A 24,965-nucleotide genomic window follows, 5' to 3' on the forward strand; every position below is an offset into this window, starting at 1 on the left:
CCTCAGTCGCCGGCGTAGCGCTGTTCCAACCACGGATCTCCGTGGTTGTGGTACCCCGCCGACTCCCAGAAGCCCGGCTGGTCGTGGTCGACGAGCCGGATCCCCCGGATCCACTTCGCGCTCTTCCACAGGTACAGGTGTGGGACCAGCAGCCGGGCCGGGCCGCCATGCTCGACCTCCAACGGGTCACCGTCGAAGGTGTGGGCCACCAGTGCCACACGGTCCACGAGGTCCTCGACCGGAAGGTTGGTGGTGTAGCCGCCGTAGCAGTACACCTGCGCGTACGGCGCGTCGTCACGGACCCCTGCCTCGTCCAACAGCGTCGCCACCGACACGCCCGCCCACTGGGTGTCGAACTTCGACCAGTGCGTCACGCAATGGATGTCGGTGGTGACCGACTCGACCTCCAGCGCGGTGAACTCGTCCCAGCTCCAGGTCCGTTCCACCTGGTCGTCGCGGACCGTCAACGCCCACGAATCGGTCTCCACCAGTGGCGTGGGACCGGCTGTCAACACCGGGAAGTCGTCCACGCGGTACTGGCCCGGTGGCAGACGTTCGTCGTCGTCGCCCCGCCGCCCCCCGAAGCCTGCCGTGACGCTCATCCGTCGCCTCCGCCCAGTCGACGCCGGTGCCGGCTGCTCGGCGGGACGCTAGCACGCCGCCCAGGTTCGCCTCGACCGATCCCACGCGAGCCTGCCGCCCTGGCCCGGACGGGCAACAGGCTGGCAGGAACGGCCAAGAGGCACGCCGCGGACGTTCGTAGCGTGCCAACACACCAGCACACGACCGGAACGGACCCGACATGCAGAGCACCCACCACGACATCCCCCGCGCGATCCCGACCACCATGGAGGCGATCACGCAGTCCAGCTACACCAGCCCCCACCAGCTCCGGCTCACGACCGTGGCGACCCCCAGCCCCGGCCCGGGCCAGGTCCTGGTCGAGGTCGCTGCGGCCGGCATCGACCAGGGCGTGTGGCACCTCGTCACTGGCCGCCCGTACGTGGTGCGGCTCGCCGGGTACGGCATCCGCAAGCCCAGGCAGTCCATCCCGGGCTTCGACCTGTCCGGTCGTGTCGTCGCGGTCGGCTCCGACGTCGCGGCGTTCGACGTCGGCGACCGGGTGTTCGGCATCGGCATCGCCACCTTCGCGCAGTACGCGGTCGCCGAGACGGCCAAGCTCAGCCGCGTCCCCGACGGCATCACCGACGAGCAGGCGGCGGTCGCCGCGATCTCGGGCGGCGCGGCGTTGCAGGCCGTCGACGACGTCGCCGGTGTCCAGCCGGACATGCGCGTCCTCGTGATCGGCGCGTCCGGCGGCGTCGGCTCCTACGCCGTGCAGTTGGCCGTCGCCCGCGGCGCGACCGTCACCGGCGTGGCCAGCGCGGCCAAGGCCGACCTGGTCCGCGACCTCGGCGCGGACCACGTCATCGCCTACGACCGCGACTCGCTGGACAGCGAGGGGGTCGAGTACGACGTCGTCCTGAGCATCGGCGGGTTGGCACCGGTCCGGACCCTGCGGCGGCTCCTGACCCCCACCGGCACGCTCGTGATCGTGGGCGCCGAGGGGGGCAGCAGCATCACCGGCGGGCTCGGCCGCCAGCTGCGCGCCGTGCTGTGGTCGCCGTTCGTCGGCCAGCGGATGACCACGTTCATCGCCCGTGAGCACCGCGACGTGGTCGACCGACTCGCGGATGACCTGGCGTCCGGGGCGGTCGTGCCCGCGATCGGCCACACGGTCGGGCTCGCCGAGGTCCCCGACACGATCGGCGCGCTCCGAGCCGGCCGGCTGCGTGGCAAGGCCGTCGTGCAGATCGGCGCCGGGGGTGTCAGGAGCCGGTGAGCTGTTGGCGGTGGGCCAGCGGGGTCGTGCCGGTCCAGCGCTTGAACGCCCGGGTGAAGGCGCTCTGGCCGGCGAACCCGGTGAAGAACGCGACCTCGCCGAGTGGGCGGCCGGGGTCGGCCAGGAGCGAACACGCGATGTCGAGGCGGACCTCGTCGGTGACCTGCTGGAACGTGGCGTCGTGGTCCGCCAGGCGCCGGTGCAGCGTGCGCTCGCTCATCGCCAGGCGGCTGGCGACCTCCGCCTTGCCGGGCACCCCGTCGCACAGCGTGTCCGCGACGGCGGCGCGGACCCGCTCGACGACCGACCGGTCGCCGCCCTGTTCACGGTGCAGGTCGTCCAGCTGGGCCAGGAGGTACGCCGACAGCCCGGCGTCGGCCAGGCGTGTGCGTGCGGACAGGGCCGACGCGGGGAGGTGAAGCGCATCCTCGGTGGCCCCGAAACGCACCGGCCCGCCGAAGTAGGCCCGGTGGTCGCGGGTCGTGGGCGGTGCGGCGTGCCGGAACGTCACCAGCGACGCCCGCAGCGGCGCGCCCACGCTCGAGCGCAGGATCGTGGTCATCGCCGCCAGCGCGCACTCGTTGGCGACCTGCATCCCGTGTCGGGGCCCGGTCCGGCCCAGCAGGCGGATCGCGGCCCCGTCCTCGGTGATGTGCAGGTCGTACTCCAGGGTGTCGCTGACCACCAGGATGTAGCGGATGATGCGCTCGATCGCGTCCTGCAGCGTGGGGGCGGTGACCATCGCGTGGCCGAGCGCCCCGAACATGGCCGGTTCGACCGACGCGCCGTAGCGCAGCGGGAACTGGTGGTCGCCGTCGCGCACGGCCCGCTCGATCAGCGTGTAGTAGGCGTCGTCCGACACCAGTGACGGCTGGCCCGTCTCGGGTTCGACGGACGTGACCCCGGCGATGTCCAGCAGTTCCTGTCGCGGCACCGACGGGTCCGCGACGGTGATCATCCGACGCAGGATGTTGGAGCTGACGGTTGCCATGGGCACGTTCTAGCAGACCGGGGCGAGCGGATGCCCGCCACGACCGGCGACCGGGGTGCTGGCCGGCTCGGTCAAGAAGCTGGCGGGACCGGCCAAGAGCCCGGGATCGTCGCTTCGTAGGGTCCTTTCCATCACCTCGACGACCCGAACGGAGCCGCCCCATGACCCCCGCCCAGACCACCTCCCAGACCGCCATCGCCCGCGCCACGTCGACCCGCGGCAGGGTGGCCCGCCCGACCGCCCGCACCACCGGCCTTGCCTACCTCGGCATCGTCCTGTGCGGATTGTTCGCCGAGTTCGTCGTCCGCATGTCGCTGGTCTCGCCCGGCGACGCCGTGGCGACGGCCGAGTCGATCGCTGCATCGCCCTGGCTGTTCGGCAGCGGCATCGGCGCCGACGTCGTGATGATCGCGCTGGACGTCACCGTCGCGTTCGGGCTGTACCGGCTGCTGCGCCACGTGGACGAGCGCCTGGCGCTGGTCGCCACCGTCGCGCGACTGGTCCAGGCCGCCGTGCTGACGGCCAACCTCGTCAACCCGCTGCGTGCGCTCGGCCACGCCCGGGACGCCGTCGCCGGCGTGCCGGGTGCCGCGGACGCCGCGTTGGGGGCGATGGAGACGCACGCCCTGGTCTACGACGTCGGGCTGATCGCGTTCGCGGTGTCGTGCCTGGCCGTGGCCCGCCTGCTGTCCACGACCGGGGTCGTCCCGCGGCTGCTGTGGCTCGGGATGGCCGCCACCGGCGTCGTCTACCTGGTCGGCTCGCTCGCGGCGGTGTTCGCCCCGACCCTGTCGGCCGCGATCGACCCCTTCTACCTGGTCGCGATCGTCGTCGAGCCCGCCTTCGCCCTGTGGCTCGTCCTGCGTGGTCGGCGCCTGGAGCCCACGACCGCCCCGGCGCCGGCCCACACCCTGGCGTGACCCCCCACGGGCCGGCATCGCCGCCAGCTCGTACGCCAGGCTGGCCGAGCACCTCGCCTCGGGTCGGCGTGCTCGGCCACTCGATCGGCGGTCATGCCGCCCTGGCGGTCGGTGGCGCCCGGCTGGACACCAACGCGTTCGCCGACCGCTGCGACGCCGGTGTCCCCGGCGACTCCGTCGACGACGAGGCAGCCTGGCTGTGCGGGGTGCTGGCGCCGAACCTCGACGCGCTGGCCCGACGTGTGGGACTCGCGGGGACGTCGCTTCCGCGGCTCGCGCCCACCACGGACGTCGACGCGGTGGTCGCCCTTGCCGGCGACGCCTACCTGTTCGACGCCGACGGGCTGGCCGCGATGACCACGCCGGTCCTGGCCGTCGGTGGTCGCGACGACACCGGGACCCCGTGGGACCTGGGTGCCGGCATGACGTTCGCACACGTCGGCAGCCATCGGCGCGTCGTGGGCGGCCTGGAGGGCGCCGAGCACCTGGTGTTCACCGGGCGCTGTGATCGCCTCCGCCGGGTGACGCCGTTCGTGCCGATGGGCCTCTGTGACGACGCGGACGGCCACCGCGCGACGCGTCACGACGTCGTGGCGCACGTCCCCACCGCGTTCCTGCTCGACACGCTGGCCGGTGACGACGCGGCCGGCAGGCTCCTGGACACCCCGGCAGACCTGCCCATGGCCAGCATCGAGACGAGCGGCGACGGCGATGCCTGACCAGTTCCCAGGCCGTGGGATCCGTGGGTCGCACGGGCGGTCGTGGGCTGCCGGGTACGACCTCGACACCCGTTTCAGGCGACGCCGAAGAGGGTGTGGAGGGTGCGGCGGACGCGGGGGCGCAGCTCGGCGTGGGCGGTCTCCCAGTCGGGTCGGGGCAGCCAGGCGACGAAGGTGCCCTCGACGACGGCGCGCATGACCGCGGCGGCCTCGTCGGGGTCGTCGACGTGGAAGACCCCGGCCTGGACGCCCTCGCGGATCACGGTGGCGAACAGCCCGTCCACGATCCGCTCGGTCATCTGGGCCACCTCGACGAACGCCTCGTCGCGGGCGGCGTGCTCGACCAGGTCCACGTAGAGCAGTTGGTAGGCGCGGTTGCGGGGTGCGTCCACGAACAGGATGTCGAGCATGTCGTCGAGGGCCTCGACCGGGTCGTCGGCCGCGGCGACCGCGGCCTGGATGCGCTCGGCCACGGTCAGCAGCGCCCAGCGCATGGTCGTCAACAGCAGGTTCGACTTGGACTGGAAGTGGTACAGCACCAGCCCCTTGGAGACCTCGGCGCGGTCGGCGACGTCCTGCAGCGACACCCGATGTCCACCCCGGTCGGAGATGACCCGGTAGGCGGCCCGGATGATGTCGACTTCCCGGTCCGACAGCGAGGTCTCCAGCTCGGCGATGGTCGGCTGGGTGGTGGTCTCGGTCATGCCGGGCCTTCGGACGGTGGTGCGCCGGTTCGAACGGGCTCGTCGTGTCGGGTTCGTGGCGAGGTGGCGACTGGTCGGGTGCGCCGTGACGCCGAGGGTCAGCTCCCCCGGTACTCCGGGGAGCGCTTCTCGGTGAACGCGGTCATCCCCTCGACCGCGTCGTCGCTGGCGAACAAGGGTGCCAGTTCCTCCAGTTCGACGCGAAGACCGTCGGCGAGGTCGCGGTCGACCCCGCGGTGCACGGCGTGCTTGACGGCCGCGATCGCCAGCGGGGCGCCGCCCGCCAGCGACGTGACCATCTCGTCGACCGTCGCCTCCAGCTCGTCGGCCTCGACCAGCCGGTCGACCATGCCCAGCTCGTGGGCCTCCTCCGGCGTCACCGCCCGGCCCGCCAGCATCAGGTCCAGCGCGCGCCCGCGCCCGATCAGCCGGGGGAGTCGCTGGGTCCCGCCGGTCCCGGGCAGCAGGCCCAGGGTCACCTCGGGCAGGCCGATCCGGTACCGCCCGGTCGCGGCGACCCGGATGTCACAGGCCAGGGCGATCTCGTAGCCGCCCCCCAGGGCGTGGCCGGCGATCGCCGCCACGAAGACCGGGTCCTCGGCGGCGAACCGGTCGAACACCTCGTGGGCTCGGGCGACCATGGCGTTGTTGTCGTCGGCGCTGCGGTCCAGGAATCCCTTGACGTCCGCACCTGCCGAAAAGAACTTCTCGCCGGACGACGACACCACGACCGCGATCGCGTCGTCGTCGACCACGCTGGTGATCGCCGCGTCCAGCTCCTCGAGGAAGTCGGGGTCGTAGCTGTTGGCCGGCGGCCGGTCGAGGACGATCCGGCCGACGCGGTCGGCGGTGGAGGCGGTGACGGCCATGGGGCGGTCCTTGCTGGAGCGGTCGGGATGTGGACGGGTGGGACTGGGTGGATCAGCCGAGGCCGCCGATGACGCTGGACTTGTAGCGGGAGTACTCGGCGAGGGCCTCGAGGCCGTGCTCCTTGCCGAGACCGGACTGCTTGGTGCCACCGAACGGCATCTCGTCGTAGCCGTAGTGCAACTGGTTGACCCAGGTCATGCCCGCGTCGAGCTCGTTGACGGCCCGGTTGATCGCGGTCCCGTCGGTCGTCCAGATCGACGAGCCCAGCCCGTAGGCGGTGGCGTTGGCCCGCTCGATCGCCTCGTCCAGCGAGTCGACCGACCACACCGGCAGGACCGGACCGAAGACCTCCTCGGTGGACAGTCGCGAGTCGTCCGGGACGTCCACGGCCAGGCCCGGCTGGTAGAAGTGTCCGTCACCCTCCACGACGTGGCCACCGGTCACCAGTTCGGCGCCGGCGTCGACCGCGTCGGCCACCTGGTCGACCAGCAGGTCACGCTGGGCCGCGGTGTGCAGGGGACCGATCCGCAGCTTCGGCTTGTCCGGCTTGGTGGTGCCGTCACCGGGCTCGTAGCGCTCGATCCGCCCGGACAGCAGCTCGACGAACTGGTCGAAGACGTCGGCGTGCACGAAGGCTCGCTTTGGCGCCAGGCACACCTGCCCGGCGTTCCAGTAGCGCCCGATCTGGATGGTCTTCACGGCTGTCTCGAGGTCGGCGTCCGGGAGCACGATCGTCGGGTCGGAGCCACCCAGCTCCAGGCTGACGTGCTTGAGCGCCGGGCCAGCGGTCTCCATCAGGGTGCGGCCGGTCGCGGTCGACCCGGTGAAGGCGATCCGTGGCACGTCGGGGTGGCCGACCAGCGCGCCGCCGGTCTCGCCGCCCCCGGTCACGACGTTGAAGACGCCGTCGGGCAGCCCCGCCTCGGTCGCGATCCGGGCGACCTGCAGGGTCGCGAGCGGCGTGGTCTCGGCCGGCTTGGCGACGACCGTGTTGCCCGCGGCCAACGCCGGGCCCAGCTTGTTGGCCAGCAGGGTCAGCGGGAAGTTCCACGGCATGATCGCGCCGACCACGCCGAACGGATGGCGCTTCACCAGGCCGTAGGCCGGACCGAACTGGCTCGGCAGCTCCTGGTGGACGCCCCGGACCTTCGTCGCGGACTCGGCGTAGTAGCGCAGCCCGGAGAGCATGTGGTGGAACTCGCCGTTTGCCTCCAGCAGGGGCTTGCCCTGCTCGGCGACGAGCGTGGCGACGAGCTCGTCGCTGTTGTCGGCCAGGGCGTCGGCAAGCGTGCGCAGCAGCTTGGCGCGGGCGGTGACGTCGGTCGCGGCCCACTCGGCCGCCGCGGTGGTCGCGGCCTCGACCGCGGCGTCGACGTCGTCGGGGGTCGCGTCGGTCGTGGTGTCGACCACCGCACCGGTCGCGGGGTTCACGACCTCGCGCTCCGCCCCGCTGCCGGCATGCGTCGAGCCGTTGATCCACATGTCTGCCACGTCGTTGCCTTCGGTCGAGAGGTCTCGTCGGGATGGGGTGCGGGGAGGTGGAGGGTCCGGGGTCGCCCCGCGGTCCTTGCGCGGGTCGAGCCCGTCGACCTCCCGTGCGTCGAAACCACCCTAGCAGGTGGACTGACTGACGGGTCAGTCCGGATCCCGGTCGTCCGTCCCGTCGAGGGCGGCACGGAGGTGGTCGGGCCAGGGGCGCGGGGCCGCACCATCGGGGGACCACACGGTCACGACCTCGCCGCCGCCCACCCGGGGGCCGTCCACGAGTGTGGCCTCGAAGGCGTAGGTCACCGACGTGCGCCCGACCCGCGTCACCGCGAAGGTGATCTCGACCTCGTCGTCGAAGCGGACGGGGGCCGAGTAGTCGAGCGACAGGGCCACGCGTGGGGTCGCGCCGAAGGTCTCGTCGATGACCCCGATGGCCCGGTGCAGCTCAGCCTCGCCCTCCTCGGCCCACCGGATCAGCACGGCGTGGTGCCAGCGGTCGGCGGCGTCGGTGTCCATCCACTGCAGCCGCCGCCGGAGGCTCACGGACGGCAGGTTCACGGGGTCTCCGATGGTGGCGGGTTCGACGTGACGGCCGTCGGTCTGGCGGTGGCCGGCGGGTCGGACGCCACCCGTTGCGGAAGACTGACTGACCGGTTAGTCTGGATCACACCGCCCAGTGTGGCAGGCCCGTCCCCGCACCGCAACCCCGTGCCCGGCCGCGACCTGCACCGCGACGCCGTCGAGGAGGCCGCCGATGCCCGGATCGTTCGTCGACGGGGAGGTCCTGGACCTTCCTGGTGGACCCATCGAGGTGCACGATCCCGCGACCGGTGACCTGGTCGACACCGTGGCCGACGTCGGTGCCGACGGCGTCGACCGCGCCGTGCAGGCAGCGTCCGACGCGTTCCCCGACTGGTGGGCGACCCCGGCCTCGACCCGTGGCCACCTGCTGCGTGACGGTGCCGCCGCGGTACGGGACGCGATCGACGAACTCGCCCCGATCCTCACCAGCGAGCAGGGCAAGCCATTGCGCGAGTCCCGCCTCGAACTCTCCCGGGCCGCCGAGACGCTCGAGCACTACGCCGGGCTGGCGCTGGCCATCCGTGGCGCCGCCGTGTCGGACCTCGACCGTGGCGCGCGTGCGATGGTGCTGACCCGCCCGCTGGGTGTCGTCGGCGCCATCGTCCCGTGGAACTTCCCCACCACGCTGCTGTCGAACAAGCTCGGGCCCGCCCTGGTCACCGGCAACACCGTCGTGGCCAAGCCCGACGAGACCACACCGCTGACCACCCTGCGCTTCGCCCGCATCCTCCACGAGTCCGGCCTCCCCGCGGGGGTGTTCAACGTCGTCACGGGGCTGGGCGCGACCACCGGCCAGGCCATCCTCGACCATCCCGACATCCGCAAGGTCGCCTTCACCGGGTCCACGCCGGTCGGTCGCCACGTGATGCGCACCGCCGCCGACACCCTCAAGCGGGTGACCCTCGAACTCGGCGGGTCCGACCCGTTGATCGTGCTGGACGACGCCGACGTCGACGCGGCCATCTCGGCGGCGTCGATGGGTCGGTTCTTCAACTGTGGCCAGGCCTGCCTCGCCATCAAGCGGGTCTACGCCAGCGAGTCGATCGCCGAGCGGGTCGCCGAGGGCATCGCGGCCAAGGCTCGCAAGCTCGTGCTGGGCCCGGGCGACCGGACGGGCACCCAGGTCGGTCCCATGCACAGTGCGGACGGCCGGGAGCTGATCGAGGCCCAGGTCGCCGACGCCGTCGAGCGCGGCGGCGAGGTCCTGGCGGGCGGTGGCCGGCCCGAGGGTGACGAGTACGGCGCCGGCCACTTCCACCAGCCGACCGTCGTGTACGACCCCGCCCACGACGCGCGGGTGAGCGTGGAGGAGACCTTCGGCCCGGTGCTGCCAGTGTGGCCGGTCGCCGACCTCGACGAGGCGATCGCCCGGTCCAACGCCTCGCCGTTCGGCCTCGGCTCGTCGGTCTGGACCAGCGACCTCGCCGCCGCGATGCAGGCCGCCGAGCGGCTGGACGCCGGCTACACGTGGATCAATTCGCGCACCAAGGTCTACGACGAGCTGCCGTTCGGCGGGGTCAAGCAGTCCGGCTACGGCAAGGAGCACGGCGAGGAGGCGCTGTCGTTCTACACCGAGCAGAAGTCCGTCGTGATCCGGACCTGACGCCAGGACCGCCCTCCGCACCGAGCGCTTCGCACCCGACCGTCCCGACCGATGGGCACCGCCGTGAACACCGAGTCCCTGCGCCGCAACGTCAGCCTGCTCAGCGACCACAACCTCGAGGCCGGGCGCGGCGACAAGACCGCCCTGCTGGCCGACGACTGGTCGTTGACCTTCGCCGAGGTGCACCGCCTGGTGTGCCGGACCGCGTCACGGCTGCGTGCCGACGGGGTGCGGCGCGGCGAGCGGATCGTCCTCGTGCTGGACGACTCCCCGGCCTTCCATGCGGCGTTCCTCGGTGCCATCCGGGCTGGTGCGGTGCCGGTCCCGGTCAACTTCCTCGCCCGGCCCGAGGACTTCGACCACTTCATGGGCGACTCCTACGCGGTGCGGGTCATCACCGATCCCGGCTTTCTGGACAAGGTCGGTCCCGCTGCCGAGCGCGCCGGCGTCGACGTGCACGTCAACGACGGCGACACCGCACTGTCGCTGGACGGCTGGCTGGCCGAGGGCGACGACGAGGTCGACCCGCTCGACACCCACCCCGACGACCCGGCCTTCTGGCTCTACTCGTCGGGGTCGACGGGCAAGCCCAAGGGCGTCATCCACCACCAGCACGACGTCGTCTTCACCTGCGAGCAGTACGCCGTGGGGGTGCTGGGGCTGCGCACCGACGACGTGACGTTCTCGACGACGAAGCTGTTCCACGCCTACGGGCTGGGCAACGGGCTCACCTTCCCGATGTACACCGGGTCGACCGCCATCCAGATGCCCGGACGCCCCGCCGCGCCCACCGCCCTGGACGTCGTCGAGACCCACCGGCCCAGCGTGCTGTTCTCGGTCCCGACGCTGTACAACGCCATGCTCAACGACCCGACGATGCGCGACCGCGACCTGTCCAGCCTGCGGATCGGGGCGTCGGCGGCCGAGGCGCTCCCGCCCGAGGTGTGGCGCCGCTGGCACGACCGCACCGGCACCGAGATCCTCGACGGGATCGGCTCGACCGAGATGCTGCACATCTACTGCTCCAACCGCGAGGGTTCGGTCGCCCCCGGCACGTCGGGCACGGCGGTCCCGGGCTACGAGGTCGAGCTGCGCGACGAGTCCGGCACCCCCGTGCCCGACGACGGCGAGGAGCAGACAGGCGAGCTGTACGTCCGTGGCGACTCGCGCCTGATGACCTACTGGCACAACGCCGACACGTCGGCCCGGTCCATCTTCGGCGAGTGGTTCCGCACCGGCGACCGCTACCGCCGCACGCCCGAGGGCAACTACGCCTACGAGGGCCGTGCCGACGACATGATGAAGATGGGTGGCCTGTGGGTCAGCCCGATCGAGGTCGAGAACCGGCTGATGGAGCACGAGGTCGTGTCCGAGGCGGCGGTCGTCGCGGTCGACGTCGACGGGCTGGCCACGATCAAGGCCTACGTCATCCTGCGCGACGGCCACGACGGGGACGACGACCTGGTCCTCGCGCTCCAGGAGTTCTGCAAGGACGAGCTGCTGCGCTACCAGTTCCCCCGCCTGGTCGAGTTCGTCGACGACCTGCCCCGGACCGCGACGGGCAAGATCCAGCGCTTCAAGCTGCGGGCGTGACGACGATGACCAGTCCTGCGACGTCGCCGTCCGGCGACCAGGCCGCTGCCCGCGAGCGGGAGGTGCCGGAGCCGGTCGAGCCGCTCCGGGTCGGGCTGTCGCGCGGTCCGGTGGAGGTGCTGGACCTGCCCGCGGACCCGGAGAAGGTCGACACGGCGCCGCTGGTGTTCCTGCACGAGGGCCTGGGATCGCTGCGGCTGTGGCGGTCCTTCCCGGCCGACGTGCACGCTGCGACCGGTCGGCGCACGGTCGTGTGGTCGCGCCACGGCCACGGGGACTCCGCGGTCGTCACCGCGCCGCGCGACGTGACCTACATGCACGAGGAGGCGGTGCTGGTCCTGCCCGAGCTGCTCGCCCGACTGGACCTGGTCGCGCCGGTCCTGGTCGGCCACAGCGACGGCGCCTCGATCGCGCTGATCAACGCCGCGTCCAGCCGGGCCGGGCTGGACGTCGAGCCGCCGACCGCCGTGGTGGCCATGGCGCCACACGTCGTGGTCGAGGACGTGTCGATCGACGGCATCACCGCGGCACGCGAGGCCTGGGAGACCTCCGACCTCCCCGCGCGGATGGCCCGTCACCATCGCGACGCCTCCGCGACGTTCTGGGGCTGGAACCGGATCTGGCTGGACCCGGCCTTCCGCGACTGGGACATCACCCCGTACCTGCCCGGAATCGGTTGCCCGGTGCTGGGCGTGCAGGGTCGCGACGACCAGTACGGCACGATGCACCAGCTGGACCTGCTGCAGGCCGGCGTCGCCGGCCCGTTCACACGGGTCGAGTTGGACGACTGCCGCCACGCCCCCCACCTCGACCGCCCCGACGCCACCCGAGCCGCCGTGGTCGACTTCCTGGCCGGACTGCCGTGAGTTCGGTGCCCCCACGGCCCCTACCGTGGCCCACGAACTGTCGAGTGTGCGCATCGCTGCAGCGGGCTGGAGCGGACCGCACACTCGACGACCGACTCGAGGCCCCACTGACCGGGAGCATGATGATGCGCGAGGTCGCGATCGTGTCCGCCGTGCGGACCCCCGTCGGGAGGATCGGTGGGGTGCTGTCGGGCGTGCGCCCGGACGACCTCGCCGCGCTGGTGGTCCGGGAGGCCGTGGACCGGGCCGGGATCGACTCGGCCGGGATCGGCGAGATCGTCCTGGGGTGTGCGAACCAGGCCGGCGAGGACAACCGCAACGTCGCGCGCATGGCCGGGCTGCTGGCCGACCTGCCGGTCGAGGTTCCCGGCGTGACCGTGAACCGACTGTGCGGTTCGGGCCTGGAGTCGATGGCCTCGGCGGCACGCAGGATCGCCGTGGGCGAGGTCGACGTGGTCGTCGCTGGTGGGGTCGAGTCGATGTCGCGCGCCCCGTGGGCGGTCGCAAAGCCCCAGCGCGTGCCACCCCGGGGCGTGCCCGACCTGGTCGACACGGCGCTGGGCTGGCGGTTCGTGAACTCCCTGATGGAGGAGCGTGGCCACACCGACGGACTCGGTGTCACCGCCGAGAACCTGGCCGAGGAGCACGACATCGCCCGGGAGGACCAGGACGCGTTCGCGCTGGCGTCGCACCGCAAGGCGGTCGCGGCGGCCGAGGCGGGACGGTTCGACGACGAGCTGGTGGCGGTGCCGGTCCGGGGTGGCGAGGTCACCGCCGACGAGGGTCCGAGGCCCGACACCTCCCTGGAGGCCCTGGCCGGGCTGCGGCCGGTGTTCAAGGACGGTGGCACGGTCACGGCCGGCAACTCCAGTCCCCTCAACGACGGCGCGGCCGCCACCGTGCTGGTCGCCGCCGACGTGGCCCGCGAGCAGGGCCTGGACGTCCTGGCCACCTTCGTCGGCTCGGCCACCGCAGGGGTGCCACCGAGGATCATGGGGATCGGCCCGGTGCCCGCGACCGCGAGGTTGTTCGACCGGCTCGGGCTGGGGTTCGACGACGTCGACGTGGTCGAGCTCAACGAGGCCTTCGCCGCCCAGTCGCTGGCGGTCACCCGGTCGTGGGGGCTGGCCGACGACGACGAGCGGGTCAACCCCAACGGCGGCGCGATCGCGCTGGGCCATCCGCTCGGGTGCTCGGGCACCAAGCTGGCCGTGACCGCGATCCACGAGCTGCGGCGACGCGGTGGCGGACGGGCACTCGTGACCATGTGCATCGGCGTCGGCCAGGGCATCGCCGGCGTCCTGGAGGTCCCCGCATGAGTGGGACTGCGGTGACGGTCTGGACGCGGGTGGACGCCGGCGTCGACGTGGACGCGGCGCTGGCCGCGGCCGACCTGTCGGCCGGTGACGAGGGGCCGCTGGTGGCGGTGCTCGACGGCGCCGTGGCGCCCGAGGAGGTGGCGGACGTGCTGGGGAGGTGGATCGCCACGCTGCGGGACGCGATGGAGCGTGGGGTCGACGTCGTGACGGTCGTGCCCGACGACCACCTCGAGGGCGACGACGTCGGTCGACTGTCGGTCGGCCACGGCGTCGTGGCGGGCTCGCGTGCCTACGGGTTCGAGGGCCAGCGCGACGGGCTGGTCGCCAACGTCGTGGTCGGGCCGCTGGCGGACGCGTTGGACACCGCTCGGTGGGTGCTGAGGTCCGGGCGGCTCAGCGGGCAGGTCCTGCTCGTCGGCGACGCCCACCACGGAAGGCAGCGACCATGACCGCGACCGAGTGGCACGAGGCCAGTGTCGACCGTTGGGTCGTCGTGACCGGCGCGGCGGGTGGGATCGGCGCCGCCGTCGTGCAGCGCCTGCTCGACGACGGCCTCGAGGTCGTCGCGGTCGACCTCGCTGTCCCTGACGACGGCCCGGGCACGGGGCCCGACGACGACCGGATCGCCTGGGTGGCCGCCGACCTCACCACCGCGGACGGGCGGGCGGCCGTTGTCGCCGCGACCGAGGACCGTCGGCTGGTGGGCCTGGTCAACGTCGCCGGCATCACCCGTGACGCGCGGCTGGTCAAGATGGACGACGCTGCGGTCGCGGCCGTGCTCGCGGTCAACGCCCAGGCACCGCTGGACCTGTCACTGGCCCTGGCCGACCGACTGGTCGAAGGTGGCGCGATCGTCAACATCTCGTCGCGCTCCCACCTCGGCAACTTCGGACAGATGAACTACGCCACGTCGAAGGGCGCGATCATCGGGACCACGATCGCCCTGTCGCGGTCCCTTGCGCCCCGGGTCCGGGTCAACGCGATCGCCCCCGGCTTGATCGCCACGCCGATGACCGACGCGATGCCCGATGACGTGCTGGCCAAGGTGACCGCCGAGGTGCCACTCGGACGTGCCGGCGAACCGACCGAGGTCGCCGCGGAGGTCGCCCACCTGCTGTCGCCCGACGCCGCCTACACCACCGGCCAGGTCGTCTACGTCTGCGGCGGCCGCTCCCGCTGACCCCGCCCCGGCACCGGCGGCACTCAGCGCTCGACTGTGATGAATTCGCGCGGACTGTTGCACGATCCCATCACGGCTGCGGTGGGGTGGCCGTGGCGAGGCTCGGTGACGGCTGCGGTGGGGTGGCCGTGGCGAGGCTCGGTTGTGATGGATCCGTGCGAACTGTTGCACGATCCGATCACGGCCGGCGGGATTCCTCCATGTCGACGCACGAAGCCGGGGCCGGCGCGAAAGCTCGAGTCAGGTGGTGGGGTCGGCGTGGACGGTCAGCAGGACGACGGCGTCGTCGCGGGCGGCCAGGTCGTGGAGCTCGCGGGGCAGGACCGCCCATTCGCCCGCGTCCAGCGACAGCGCGTCGTCGCCGACGTGCACCGTCACGGCGCCGCTGAGCACCTGCAGAGTCGCGGGGCCCGGTGAGGGGTGCTCGCCCAGGCGCTGCCCGGCGCACACGGCGAGCAGGGTCTGCTTCAGGTCTGCGCCCAGGTGGGGTGTCAGGGTCCGCGCCGCCCGCCCGGCGGCCAGGCCGTTGGCCTGCTCGAGCAGCTCGGCTCCCGCCGCGTGGAGGTCGAGTGCGCCCTCGGGTTGCTCGGGGTCACGGCGTTCGGCGTGGACGGCATCGTCGGTCATCGGTCGCTCCTCACGATCGCTCGTCGTCGACCGTAGGTCCGACGGCTCCACCTGTCAGGACGGTCGGGCACCCGGTCAGGCGACGACGAACGAGCGCTTGGCGAGGCCCATCCAGAAGCCGTCGATGGGCTGGTCCGGGGCCTGCTCGGGATCCCCGCCGGCACCCAGCGTCAGGAACATCGGGGCGAAGTGCTCGATCGTGGGATGGGCGAACGGCATGCCCGGGGCACGATCACGGAACGCCGCCAGGGACTCCACGTCGCCGGCGGCCAGGGTCTCGTGCGCCCAGGCGTCGAACTCTCGTGACCACCCGGGAGCGGCCGCCGACGGGTCCTGCCAGTGGCGGCGGTCGAGGAACGGCAGGCCATGGGTGGTGAAGCCGGACCCCAGCACCAGCACGCCCTGGTCACGCAGCGGCTGGAGGCGGCGGCCGATGTCGAGCAGGTCGTCGGGCTCGAGCGACGGCAGCGACACCTGCAGCACCGGGACGTCCGCATTGGGGTACATGACCGTCAGCGGGACGTAGGCGCCGTGGTCGAGTCCGCGGCCGGTCCGGGCGACGTGGCGGGTGTCGGGCATCATCCTCGCGACCTGGTCGGCGAGGTCGGGCGCTCCCGGTGCCGGGTAGGTGACCTCGGAGAAGCGCCGTGGGAAGCCGCCGAAGTCGTACACCAATGGCACCGTCTCGGTGGCGCCGAGCATCATCGGCGCGGCCTCCCAGTGGGCCGACGCGACCAGGATCGCCTTCGGCCGGGGCAGCGACACGGCCAGGGCCTGCAGTTGCGCCACCCACGCCGTGTCGTCCACCAGGGGCGGCGCCCCGTGGCTGATGAACACCGCTGGCATGCGGCCGTGGTCGCCGCTGTCGTCGAGGCCGCCGGCCGCAGCCGGGATGGGCTCGGTCGGACGTGGCTGGTCGTCCGACCGGAGGGCCGTGGACGGGTCCTGCTGCATGGGCATCTCGTTCGTGTCGTTCGCACCGCCAGGGGGACAGTGTGTCGTACGGGTGCAACGATAGATGAACGTTCAACTATTCCTGCTGGGTCCCGCCCACGACCGGGTTCAGCCGACCTGCCAGGCACGGACGGCGCGGTCGACCAGCTCGCCGGCACGTCCCGGTTCGTCGTCGCCGGCGTGCGCTGCCATCGCGTCGGGCTGGACCTCGAGCTGCTCGAGGGCGCGCAGGCCGTGGTCCAGGGCGGCACCGGTCGCGACCACGAGGTCGGGGAGCAGGTCCCACTCGGCCTGCCACGCCCCGGCGGCACGTTCGAGCTCGACCTCGGTCCCGGACAGCAGTCCGCCGGCGGCCGACGACGCGACCCGTGCGGCCGCCGCCGACTGCACGGCCGCGGCCGAGTTCGCCTTGTCGGGCATGGCCGACGACCCACCCGCCGCGGTGTCGAGCAACTCGCCGACCTCCGCCTGGGACAGCAGCACGAGATCGCGGGCACGAGAGGCGGCCTGTCCGGCGACGGTCGCGAGCAGGCCCGCGAGCTCGTGGACCCGATCGCGGTTGCCGTGCCAGGGCAGTGGGGCGACCGGGAGGTCGAGCCGAGCCCCCCACGCCGTGACCCGCTCCTCCGACTGGCCGGCGCCGGTGCCGACCGGGCCACCCCAGGCCAGCGCGACCAGCTCGCGGGCTCGCCGGAGCCGGTCACGGTCCCCGGTCAGCCCGTCGAGCCACGTGGCCGCGCGCAGCCCGAACGTCGTCGTGCGGGCCGGCTGGAGGAGCGTCCGCCCCCGCATGGCGGTGTCCCGGTGCGTCGTGGCCAGCGCCGCACAGCGCTCCCCGGACGAGACCACCAGGTCCGACAGGGTGGCGAGGTCGTCGGCCAGCCCCCGCATCGCGGCGCTGTCGACGACGTCCTGGCTGGTCAGCCCGTCGTGGAGGTGGGGCGCGGCCGCGTCGGGCAGGAGCGGACCCAGCTCGGCCAGCAGGGCGGGGACCGGCGTGGCGTCGGCTCGCAGGCCAGCCGCCACGGTCTCCAGGTCGATCGCCGCGGCCAGTCCGGTCACGTCGTCGAGGACCACCGGTCGTGGGTGGTCGGCGAGGTCGCCCGGGAGCGCCTCGGGCGGGACCGCACCCACGTCGACCCCGGCGGCGAGCCAGGCGACCTCGGCGGCGACCATGCGGGTGACCCGTGCGCGGGCGGTCCACGTCGCCGCGACGGCGGTGTCCCGGGTGATCGAGACGGCGGTCACGACGAGGACCCGTCTCGCGTGTCGGTGTCGGCGACCACCTCGGCGAGGATCCGGAAGCCCTCGTTGGCGGCGGGGAGGCCGGCGTAGATCGCCGTGTGGAGCAGCACCTCGACGAGCTGCTCGGGGCGGACACCGGTCCGCTCCAGCGCCGACCGCAGGTGCATCCGCAGCTCGGCCTCGCGACCAAGCGCGGCGAGGATCCCGATCGTCACCAGGCTGCGCTGGTCACGGGGCAGGCCGTCCCGCGACCACAGCCCGCCCCAGGCGACGCGGGTCGCGAGCTCCTGGAACGGGGCGTTCAGCGTGGTCGTGGCGGCGACCGCCGCGTCGACGTGGTCGTCGCCCAGCACCGCACGCCGGACAGCCATGGCGTCGTCGTGGTCGGCCAGCGGGAAGCCGGCCGGGCCCGGCGGGTCGCCGGACGGATCGGGCGGGGCTTCGGACGAGTCGGGCGGGGTGTCGGCGGTCATCGGTCGTCCTCGTCGTCGTCCAGCATCGCGCGCAGCAGGTCCAGGAGCGAGTCTGCCCGCGCGGGGGACAGGCCGGCGAGCAGTCGCCGGCTCGCCTCGGCGGCCAGTGGGGTCACGCCGGCCAGTCGGTCGCGTCCGGCGGAGGTCAGCGTGACGACCAGCCGTCGACGGTCGGCCTCGTCGGCGCGACGGTCGACCAACCCGTCCCGGAGCAGGCGGTCGACCACTCGTCCGACCGTCGTGCGATCCAGCGCCGCCCGGGCCCCGAGTTCGGTCAGGTCGATGCCCGGCTGCTCGCCGACCACGTGCAGGACGGCGTACTGCGGCGGGGTCGGCTCGTCGCCCACCACCTCCGACCACAGCCGGGCGTGGCGCTGGTGGACCCGCCGGACCAGGTGGGCCGGGACCGTCGCCAGGGACTGGTCGACGGGGGAGACCGCCTCAGAAGAGCTCGAAGTACTCACGCTGCTCCCAGTCGTTGACGTGGGCGTCGTGCCGGGCCACTTCGTGGCGCTTCAGGTCGAGGAACCACTGCCGCACGGTCGTGCCCAGTGCCGCCCCGAGCACCTCGTCGGCCTCCAACGCGTCCAGGGCGTCGCGCAGGGTCGCCGGCAACCGATCACCCGTGGCGTAGGGCGTGGTCGTGGGCGGTGGTGGCGTGAGCTCGCCGTCCAGCCCGGCCCGGCCGCAGGCCAGTTGCGCTGCCAGCAGGAGGTGCGGGTTGGCGGCGGCCTCGCCGGCCCGGTTCTCGATCCGGGTCGCCGGGCCGTGGCCGACCACCCGGAGCATCGCCCCCTTGTTGTCGATCCCCCAGCCGATCCGCTCCGGGGCCAGCGAGTGGGGGCGGTAGCGCTTGTAGCCGTTGATCGTCGGCGTGGTCAGGGCGGTCGCCCCCGGTGCGTGCGCGAGCAGGCCGGCCAGCCACGCCTGTCCGGTGGCCGACAGGACCTCGTCCGCCACGTCGTCCGTCGCCCCGTCCGACGCGTCCTCCGCCGTCCCGGTCCCGCGATCGGCCGTGTCGCTGGCGAACACGTTGGTGCCGTCGTCGTCGACCAGGGACAGGTGGACGTGCCAGCCGGCCGAGAACACGTTCGCCATGGCCGGACGCGTCATGAAGGTCACGTGGAGGCCGACCCGTCGCGCCGCCTGCCGGAGGGTCGAGCGCAGCAGGGCCACGCCGTCGGCGGCGGCCATCACGTCCATCGGCGCCAGCGTCACCTCCAGCTGGGACGGTCCCATCTCGGCCTCGACCGATCGCAGCGGGAGGTCCAGTGCACGGGCGCTGTCGCGGACCAGGTCGACGACCGGGTGGAAGTCGTCGAGCACGACGTCGTTGAGGAGTTGGTAGCCGCCGCTGAGCAGCTCGACCGGGCGCGGGCTGCCCGGCATGCCGGCGTCGTCGGGGGCCAGGCCCTGCCGGAGGTCGCGGAAGACGTGGAACTCCAGCTCGACGCCGATCCGGGCGGCCAGGCCCCGATCGGCGAGTCGGTCGACCTCCCGGGCCAGGATCGCGCGGGGCGAGATCGCGACCGGCTCGCCGTCGGGGTAGTGGACGTCGGCCAGCACCACCCCGGTCCCCGGGGCGTGTGGCAGGACGTGGAAGGTGGCCGGGTCGGGCAGCATCACGAGGTCGCCGATGCCGCTGAGGCGGTGGTCGTCCAGCACCCGGTCGGTCTCGAACACCGGGTAGACGGTCCGGTTGGAAGTGTCCTTGAGCAGCACCGTGCCGGGCAGGGTGTGGCCGTGGCGCATCGCCACCTCGAGCGCCTCCGGGGTCAACGCCTTGCCCCGGAGCAGCCCGTGGGGGTCGACCAGCAGCACGCGGACCAGCTCGATGCCGTGCTGCTCGATCGTGCGACGCACCGCCTGCCAGTCGTCCCAGCGACGCTGGGTCCAGACCATGTCGCCGAACCCGACCGGCGTGCCGACGGCGTCCGGGTTGCGCGGGTCGCCCGTCACGCGTCCACCTCGTCGCGTGAATCGACCGGGTCGCGGGCCCACGGGGAGCGGTGGCGTCGGCGGGCGGCGCGGTCGCGCCAGTGGCCCTCCCAGCCGTCCCGTGGCGTGATCATGTCGACGGCAACGGGGCCGAGGTCGTCCAGCGAGGTCCCGGGAGCGTGGCGGGCAGGGGTCGGACGACCAGCCGCGTGGTCGTCGATCGCGCGCAGGAGCTGGCGGCGGTAGGCGGTCACGGCGCGGTCCGACACGCCGAGGTGTTCGACCGTGCGGTCCTGGATCCGCCCGATCGACTCGACCGCCCACTGGTCGTGCACGTTGATGTCCATGCCCATCCCGGTGTAGGTGGTCGTGGCCTGCTCGGTCGGGTCGAAGCCCCAGTCGTCGTGGCGCCCGTGGATCGGCTCGTAGTCCGGCAGGGTGACTCCCTCCAGGCGCTGGGCCCGCAGGGTCTCGGTGTCCGTGGCCTCCTCGAGGTCGTACATGACCATGTACCAGTGGTGGTTGTGGTCGTCGATCGGCACGTGCCACTGCGCGATGGCCATCCGGTTGCCGAACGGGATGACGAAGGCGTTGGGGAACAGCAGGTTGGTGATCCGGACGTGGCGCAGGTCGTCGGCGAGGTCACGCAGGGCGTACACCCGCAGTCCGTAGCCGGTCACCTCGACGTCGATGTCGGGTCGGAAGTTGTCCCCGACCAGCTTGGACAGCGGCACGTCGGTGCCGTCCACGTGCTCGCGGAACTGCTGGCCGTAGGTGTCGCGCGGATCCTCGTCCAGGAAGCGGTGGAGGAAGGACACGTGGCTGGGGTCGATCCCGCCCTCCAGGCCCTGGAGCCAGTTGCACTTCCACCAGCCCTTGAAGGCGAAGGTGTGGGACTCCGGTGCGTCGAAGGCGTCGAAGGCCGGTGGGTCCGGTGGCTCACCGCCGCCCATCCAGGCGAAGATGATGCCGTTGATCGCGCGCACCGGGTGGGCCGGGTGGGCGACCTTCTCGCGGAAGCGACTCTCGGGTGGCTCGGCGGGCTGTTCCAGGCAGGCGCCGGTGTGGTCGTAGAGCCAGCCGTGGTACAGGCACCGGATGCCACCGTCCTCGAGCCGTCCGAACGCCAGGTCCACGCCCCGGTGGGAACACGTGCGCCCGACCAGTCCGTACCCGCCGTCGGCCCGGCGGTACAGCACGAGGTCCTCGCCCAGCAGCCGAACCGGCTTGGCCGGGCGTTCGTCGGGCAGCTCCTCCACCAGCGCCACCGGCTGCCAGTAGGCCCGCAGCAGGTCCCCGGCCGGCGTGCCGGGGCCGGTCCGCGTCAACCGTTCGTTGTCCTCTGCTGACAGCATCCGTGCCTCCCAGGTCCGTGACGCCATTCCCTCAGCATGCTGACCTTCGGGGGACTGAATGTCAAGGGTTGCGGATCGGGAAGACCACCCGCCCGTGCGGAAGCGGGTGCAGGGTGGTGCGGGTTCCGCTCGCTTCGGCACCCACTCGGCCATCGACGTGCCTGACACGGGCGACCGGGTGCGAGATGGTGCGGGTTCCGCTCGGTGTTGCACCCACTGGGAGGCCGGAGGGGACATGCGTGCCGGAGGACGGGCGTCGGGTCCTATCGCAGGACGGGGTGGGCGCGGGCGAGGATGGTGTCGAGGTCGGCGGCGGTGTCCAGCGTGCCGTAGGCGAGGTGGCGGTCGGCCAGTCGGCTGGCGCAGAAGGCGTCGGCGACGGCCGGGTCGCCGTTGCGCACCAGCAGCGCGGCCTGCAGGGTCACGGCGAGGTGCTCGACGACGCGCCGGGCCGAGCGCTCGTCGGGCGCGGCGACCAGCTCCCGGGCCGTCGCGATCGCGCGATCGACGTGGGGATCGGCGCCGGCCGCGGCGTCCAGCTCGACGAACAGGGCGTCGACCGCACCGGGACTGCGCGCCATCGCCCGCAGCACGTCCAGGCACTGCACGTTGCCCGACCCCTCCCAGATCCCGTTGAGAGGCGACTGCCGGAACAGCCGGGGCATCCCGGACTCCTCCACGAACCCGTTGCCGCCGAGGCACTCCAGCGCCTCGGCGACGTGGCCGGGCGCCCGCTTGCAGGTCCAGTACTTCGCGATCGGCGTCGCCAGCCGGCGCAGGGCGACCTCGTGCTCGTCGTCGGGATGGTCGAAGGTCGCCGCGACCCGCAGTCCCAGGGTCGTCGCGGCGGCGACCTCCAGCGCCAGGTCGGCCACGACGTTGCGCATCAGTGGCTGCTCGGCCAGCAGCGCACCGAAGGCCGACCGGTGGGCGACGTGCCAGGCGGCCTGGACCAGTCCGTGGCGCATCTGGCCGGTCGCGCCCATGATGCAGTCCAGCCGGGTGGCCGCGACCATCTCCATGATCACCGGGATGCCCCGGTGCGGCTGTCCGACGAGCCAGCCGAGGGTGTCGTCGAACTCCACCTCGCCAGAGGCGTTGGACCGGTCGCCGAGCTTGTCCTTGAGGCGCTGGATCGCGAACGGGTTGCGGGTGCCGTCGGGCAACCAGCGCGGGACCAGGAAGCACGATGGTGCGGCCTGCGGGTCGAGCGTGGCCAGGACGAGGAAGGCGTCGTTCATCGGTGCCGAGCAGAACCACTTGTGCCCGGTCAGGCGGTGCAGCGCGCCCGGACCGTCGTGGCCCGGCTCGGCCGGGACCGCGGCGGTGGTGTTGGCGCGGACGTCGCTGCCGCCCTGCTTCTCGGTCATCGCCATGCCGAACAGCGCACCCTGCTTGCCCCCCGACCCGGTCCCGGGGCCGATCGCCGGGCCGACGGTGGGGTCGTAGACGTCGCTGGTGACGAGCGGCTCCCAGGCGGCGGCGAGCTCCGGTTGGTGGCGCAGGCTCGGGACGACCGCGTAGGTCATCGTCAGCGGGCACAGCGTCCCGGAGTCGACCTGTGGCCACAGGACGTAGCGCGCCGCTCGTGCGACGTGGGCGCCCGGCCGGTCGTCGGCCCACGGTGCCGCGTGCAGCCCGTGGGCCACGCCGGCCGCCATGAGCTCGTGGTAGGCAGGGTGGTACTCGACCAGGTCGATCCGGTGCCCGTACCGGTCGTGGGTCCGCAGGACGGGTGGGTGCTCGTTGGCCAGTCGCCCACGCTCGATCCACTCGGCGTCACCGACCAGCCGACCGGTGGCCTGCAGGTCGTCGGTCGCCCAGTCCGCACCGTGGCGGACCACCGCCTCCCGCAACGTCACGTCGTCGGCCCACGCGTCCTGGTCCTCGTAGGGCGGTGGCTGGTTGCGGACCGTGTGCGTGGCCATCGCGTCGTGTCCGATCGCTCGACGTGCTCCGGGGCGTCCCGTCGACGCACAGGAGCGGGTGCGCCTGTTTCGTCAGGGGCCGTCCAGCAGGTCAGGCTACGTCGCATCCGGCCCACGGAGCCCGTGTCGGCGGGTGGTCACGGCCAGCACCCCGGCCGCCGCAGCCGCCAGCACGGCCGCGGTCAGCCAGGCCGACCGGTAGGACGTGGACTGCGCGATCAGGCCGAACCCGAGTGGTCCGACCGCATTGCCGATCGACAGACCCGCCAGCCCGATGCCCGTCGCGGCGCCCGGGGCGCCCGGACTGAGCCGCAGCAGGGTCAGGAACAGCAGGCCGGACCAGCCCCAGCCGGCGGCGAACGTGCCGATCGTGCCGATCACCAGCGCGGGCGCCGATCCGAGCGAGCCGACCAGCATCGCGACCGCACCGGTCGCCAGCATCACGGTCATCAGGCCCAGCTGGGAGCCCGGTCGCCGATCCGCCCGCATCCCGGCGGCGATCCGCGCCACGATGCCGGCGATGCTCCCGGTGGCCAGCAGCAGGCCGGCCGCCGACTCGCCGAACCCGTTCGCCGTCGCCGACTCGGTCAGGAAAACCCCGACCCCGCTGGCGGCCCCCGAGCCCAACGCCGCCGCGAGCGCGATCGACACCAGCAGGGCGCGCGGCGGTGGCGTCGACGGCGTGGAGGGGTCACGCGCCACGTCGCGCGCCACCGGGCGCCGGGTCCGTTCGTCCCTGCGCGCGGTCCCCGCCAGCAGGGCGGCGAGCGCCATCGCGGGGACGATCGCCAGGGCGAAGGCCCAGCGCCAGCCGACGGTGACGGCGATCGACGGGATCGCGAGTCCCGCCACCAGCGCCGCGCCGGGCACGGCGGCCTCCTTGACCCCGAACGCCAGTCCCTGGCGAGCCGGTGGGACGGTCCGCGCGACCAGGATCGCCAGCCCGGGATCCATGAAGGCGAAGCCCAGTCCGGACAGGGCGAGGAACAGTCCCAGGGTGGCCCAGCCGTCGACGAGCAGGGCGATCCCGGCACACGACGCCAGGCTCCAGCCTGCACCGAGGAGGATCGCGCTGCGCGCCCCGAGCCGGTCGGTCAGCCGACCGGCGACCGGCCCGGCCACGGCACCGACCAGGAAGGCGGCGCTGACGACGGCGCCCAGCGTCGCGTCGGCGAACCCGAGGTCGCGGCGGATCTGCACGGCCAGGCCACCGACCAGGAAGACCGGCAACGCGGCCAGCACCAGCCCGGTGCCCACCGTCGCGACCGGGCGCACCGGGATCCTGGGCGTGGTGCGGGTGGACACGTGGCGTCTCCCAGGGCCGGGACCGGCGGCAGACGGTAGGGGCTGGTGGCACCGAGAGCCGTGCGAGTGACCGACGCGCCGACGCCGCGACGTGACCCGGTCGGACGAGCTCAGGCGAGCGTCGCCTCGACCTCGTCGACCTCGGACAGCAACTGGTTGGCGATGCCCGGGTTGGCCTCGCCGTCGGCGACCTGCTGGTCGATCTCCTGGCGCACGGCGACCAGCTCGTCGCGGGCCTTCTGGACCCGGTCGTCGTCACCACTTGCCAGTCGCGTGTTCACGGCCGTGAGGCGCTCGCCGATCCTGGTGGCGGCCTCGTCGGTCAGCTGTCCACGGTCCAGCCCGTCGGTGAGCAGGTCCCGGACGTCGGCCAGCTCGGCGGCCGTGGGTGACACGGTCGCCGGCGCCGGCGCCGGGGCGGGTGTCGTCGGGGGTGCGGTCGTCGGCGGGGCGGTCGTCGGG

25 protein-coding genes are annotated in these 24,965 nt (G+C 73.0%); 9 read left to right on the forward strand and 16 right to left on the reverse strand.

Going from position 1 to position 24,965, the window contains the following annotated elements; translation table 11 throughout:
- Positions 1-2: 2 nt before the first annotated feature.
- A complete protein-coding gene (locus KR546_RS14280) occupies positions 3-602 on the reverse strand; it encodes a sulfite oxidase-like oxidoreductase (protein ID WP_238445394.1) in 600 nt (199 codons plus the stop codon).
- Positions 603-802: 200 nt separating this feature from the next.
- Between KR546_RS14280 and KR546_RS14285 the strand changes: the two genes are divergently transcribed.
- Positions 803-1,843, forward strand: a complete 1,041-nt coding sequence (locus KR546_RS14285; RefSeq protein ID WP_238445395.1) for an NAD(P)-dependent alcohol dehydrogenase — start codon at positions 803-805, stop codon at positions 1,841-1,843.
- On the opposite strand, the gene KR546_RS14290 is transcribed toward KR546_RS14285, so the two are convergent.
- Positions 1,830-2,834: an AraC family transcriptional regulator gene (locus tag KR546_RS14290; RefSeq protein ID WP_238445396.1), complete on the reverse strand. Its 1,005-nt coding sequence runs from the start codon at positions 2,832-2,834 to the stop codon at positions 1,830-1,832. The two genes, KR546_RS14285 and KR546_RS14290, sit on opposite strands and share 14 nt — an antisense overlap.
- 161 nt (positions 2,835-2,995) lie before the next feature.
- On the opposite strand from KR546_RS14290, the gene KR546_RS14295 reads away from it, so the two are divergent.
- Positions 2,996-3,754, forward strand: coding sequence for a DUF4386 domain-containing protein (locus KR546_RS14295; protein ID WP_238445397.1), 759 nt, complete (start codon positions 2,996-2,998; stop codon positions 3,752-3,754).
- A 68-nt stretch (positions 3,755-3,822) separates the two neighbouring features.
- Positions 3,823-4,473 (forward strand): alpha/beta hydrolase family protein, encoded by a 651-nt coding sequence (locus tag KR546_RS14300; RefSeq protein WP_238445398.1) that lies wholly within the window; start codon positions 3,823-3,825, stop codon positions 4,471-4,473.
- 74 nt (positions 4,474-4,547) lie between these two features.
- On the opposite strand, the gene KR546_RS14305 is transcribed toward KR546_RS14300, so the two are convergent.
- The 4 genes from KR546_RS14305 to KR546_RS14320 form a co-directional block, all read right to left on the reverse strand.
- Positions 4,548-5,177 carry a TetR/AcrR family transcriptional regulator gene (locus tag KR546_RS14305; protein ID WP_238445399.1) on the reverse strand — a complete coding sequence of 210 codons (630 nt, stop codon included), beginning with the start codon at positions 5,175-5,177 and terminating at the stop codon, positions 4,548-4,550.
- A gap of 98 nt (positions 5,178-5,275) precedes the next feature.
- Positions 5,276-6,046: an enoyl-CoA hydratase/isomerase family protein gene (locus KR546_RS14310; protein ID WP_238445400.1), complete on the reverse strand. Its 771-nt coding sequence runs from the start codon at positions 6,044-6,046 to the stop codon at positions 5,276-5,278.
- 52 nt (positions 6,047-6,098) lie between these two features.
- On the reverse strand, positions 6,099-7,529 hold the full coding sequence (locus tag KR546_RS14315; RefSeq protein WP_238445414.1) for an aldehyde dehydrogenase family protein: 1,431 nt from the start codon (positions 7,527-7,529) through the stop codon (positions 6,099-6,101).
- Positions 7,530-7,682: 153 nt separating this feature from the next.
- Entirely contained in the window at positions 7,683-8,093 is a 411-nt protein-coding gene (locus tag KR546_RS14320) for an acyl-CoA thioesterase (protein ID WP_238445401.1), read from the reverse strand.
- 196 nt (positions 8,094-8,289) lie between these two features.
- On the opposite strand from KR546_RS14320, the gene KR546_RS14325 reads away from it, so the two are divergent.
- The 6 genes from KR546_RS14325 (at position 8,290) to KR546_RS14350 (ending at position 14,678) form a co-directional block, all read left to right on the forward strand.
- Positions 8,290-9,720, forward strand: a complete 1,431-nt coding sequence (locus KR546_RS14325; protein WP_238445402.1) for an aldehyde dehydrogenase family protein — start codon at positions 8,290-8,292, stop codon at positions 9,718-9,720.
- 51 nt (positions 9,721-9,771) lie between these two features.
- Positions 9,772-11,313 (forward strand): benzoate-CoA ligase family protein, encoded by a 1,542-nt coding sequence (locus tag KR546_RS14330; RefSeq protein WP_238445403.1) that lies wholly within the window; start codon positions 9,772-9,774, stop codon positions 11,311-11,313.
- Positions 11,314-11,318: 5 nt separating this feature from the next.
- Positions 11,319-12,179, forward strand: a complete 861-nt coding sequence (locus KR546_RS14335; protein WP_238445404.1) for an alpha/beta fold hydrolase — start codon at positions 11,319-11,321, stop codon at positions 12,177-12,179.
- A 125-nt stretch (positions 12,180-12,304) separates the two neighbouring features.
- Positions 12,305-13,498, forward strand: a complete 1,194-nt coding sequence (locus tag KR546_RS14340) for a thiolase family protein (RefSeq protein ID WP_238445415.1) — start codon at positions 12,305-12,307, stop codon at positions 13,496-13,498.
- Positions 13,495-13,947, forward strand: a complete 453-nt coding sequence (locus KR546_RS14345; protein WP_238445405.1) for a hypothetical protein — start codon at positions 13,495-13,497, stop codon at positions 13,945-13,947. The genes KR546_RS14340 and KR546_RS14345 overlap by 4 nt, the downstream gene beginning before the upstream one ends.
- Positions 13,944-14,678: an SDR family oxidoreductase gene (locus KR546_RS14350; RefSeq protein WP_238445406.1), complete on the forward strand. Its 735-nt coding sequence runs from the start codon at positions 13,944-13,946 to the stop codon at positions 14,676-14,678. Before KR546_RS14345 ends, KR546_RS14350 begins: the two co-directional genes overlap by 4 nt.
- Before the next feature lie 240 nt (positions 14,679-14,918).
- Here the strand turns inward: KR546_RS14350 and KR546_RS14355 are convergent, their stop codons facing one another.
- The 10 genes from KR546_RS14355 to KR546_RS14400 form a co-directional block, all read right to left on the reverse strand.
- On the reverse strand, positions 14,919-15,305 hold the full coding sequence (locus KR546_RS14355; protein ID WP_238445407.1) for a cupin domain-containing protein: 387 nt from the start codon (positions 15,303-15,305) through the stop codon (positions 14,919-14,921).
- Positions 15,306-15,380: 75 nt separating this feature from the next.
- A complete protein-coding gene (locus KR546_RS14360) occupies positions 15,381-16,151 on the reverse strand; it encodes a dioxygenase family protein (RefSeq protein ID WP_238445416.1) in 771 nt (256 codons plus the stop codon).
- A gap of 216 nt (positions 16,152-16,367) precedes the next feature.
- A complete protein-coding gene (locus KR546_RS14365) occupies positions 16,368-17,507 on the reverse strand; it encodes a lyase family protein (protein WP_238445408.1) in 1,140 nt (379 codons plus the stop codon).
- Positions 17,504-17,977, reverse strand: coding sequence for a carboxymuconolactone decarboxylase family protein (locus KR546_RS14370; RefSeq protein WP_274388114.1), 474 nt, complete (start codon positions 17,975-17,977; stop codon positions 17,504-17,506). The genes KR546_RS14365 and KR546_RS14370 overlap by 4 nt, the downstream gene beginning before the upstream one ends.
- Positions 17,974-18,441, reverse strand: coding sequence for a MarR family winged helix-turn-helix transcriptional regulator (locus KR546_RS14375; protein WP_238445409.1), 468 nt, complete (start codon positions 18,439-18,441; stop codon positions 17,974-17,976). The genes KR546_RS14370 and KR546_RS14375 overlap by 4 nt, the downstream gene beginning before the upstream one ends.
- A complete protein-coding gene (locus tag KR546_RS14380) occupies positions 18,419-19,936 on the reverse strand; it encodes a glutamine synthetase family protein (protein ID WP_238445410.1) in 1,518 nt (505 codons plus the stop codon). The genes KR546_RS14375 and KR546_RS14380 overlap by 23 nt, the downstream gene beginning before the upstream one ends.
- Positions 19,933-21,270 carry an aromatic ring-hydroxylating dioxygenase subunit alpha gene (locus tag KR546_RS14385; RefSeq protein WP_238445411.1) on the reverse strand — a complete coding sequence of 446 codons (1,338 nt, stop codon included), beginning with the start codon at positions 21,268-21,270 and terminating at the stop codon, positions 19,933-19,935. The genes KR546_RS14380 and KR546_RS14385 overlap by 4 nt, the downstream gene beginning before the upstream one ends.
- A gap of 263 nt (positions 21,271-21,533) precedes the next feature.
- Complete coding sequence (locus KR546_RS14390) at positions 21,534-23,198, reverse strand: acyl-CoA dehydrogenase family protein (protein WP_238445412.1); 1,665 nt, start codon at positions 23,196-23,198, stop codon at positions 21,534-21,536.
- A 96-nt stretch (positions 23,199-23,294) separates the two neighbouring features.
- A complete protein-coding gene (locus KR546_RS14395; RefSeq protein WP_238445413.1) occupies positions 23,295-24,503 on the reverse strand; it encodes an MFS transporter in 1,209 nt (402 codons plus the stop codon).
- 110 nt (positions 24,504-24,613) lie between these two features.
- A partial coding sequence (locus KR546_RS14400) for a hypothetical protein (protein ID WP_274388115.1) occupies positions 24,614-24,965 on the reverse strand: 352 nt, incomplete at its 5' end.

Source organism: Salsipaludibacter albus (genome assembly GCF_019798055.1).
Classification (GTDB): Bacteria; Actinomycetota; Nitriliruptoria; order Nitriliruptorales; family Nitriliruptoraceae; genus Salsipaludibacter; species Salsipaludibacter albus.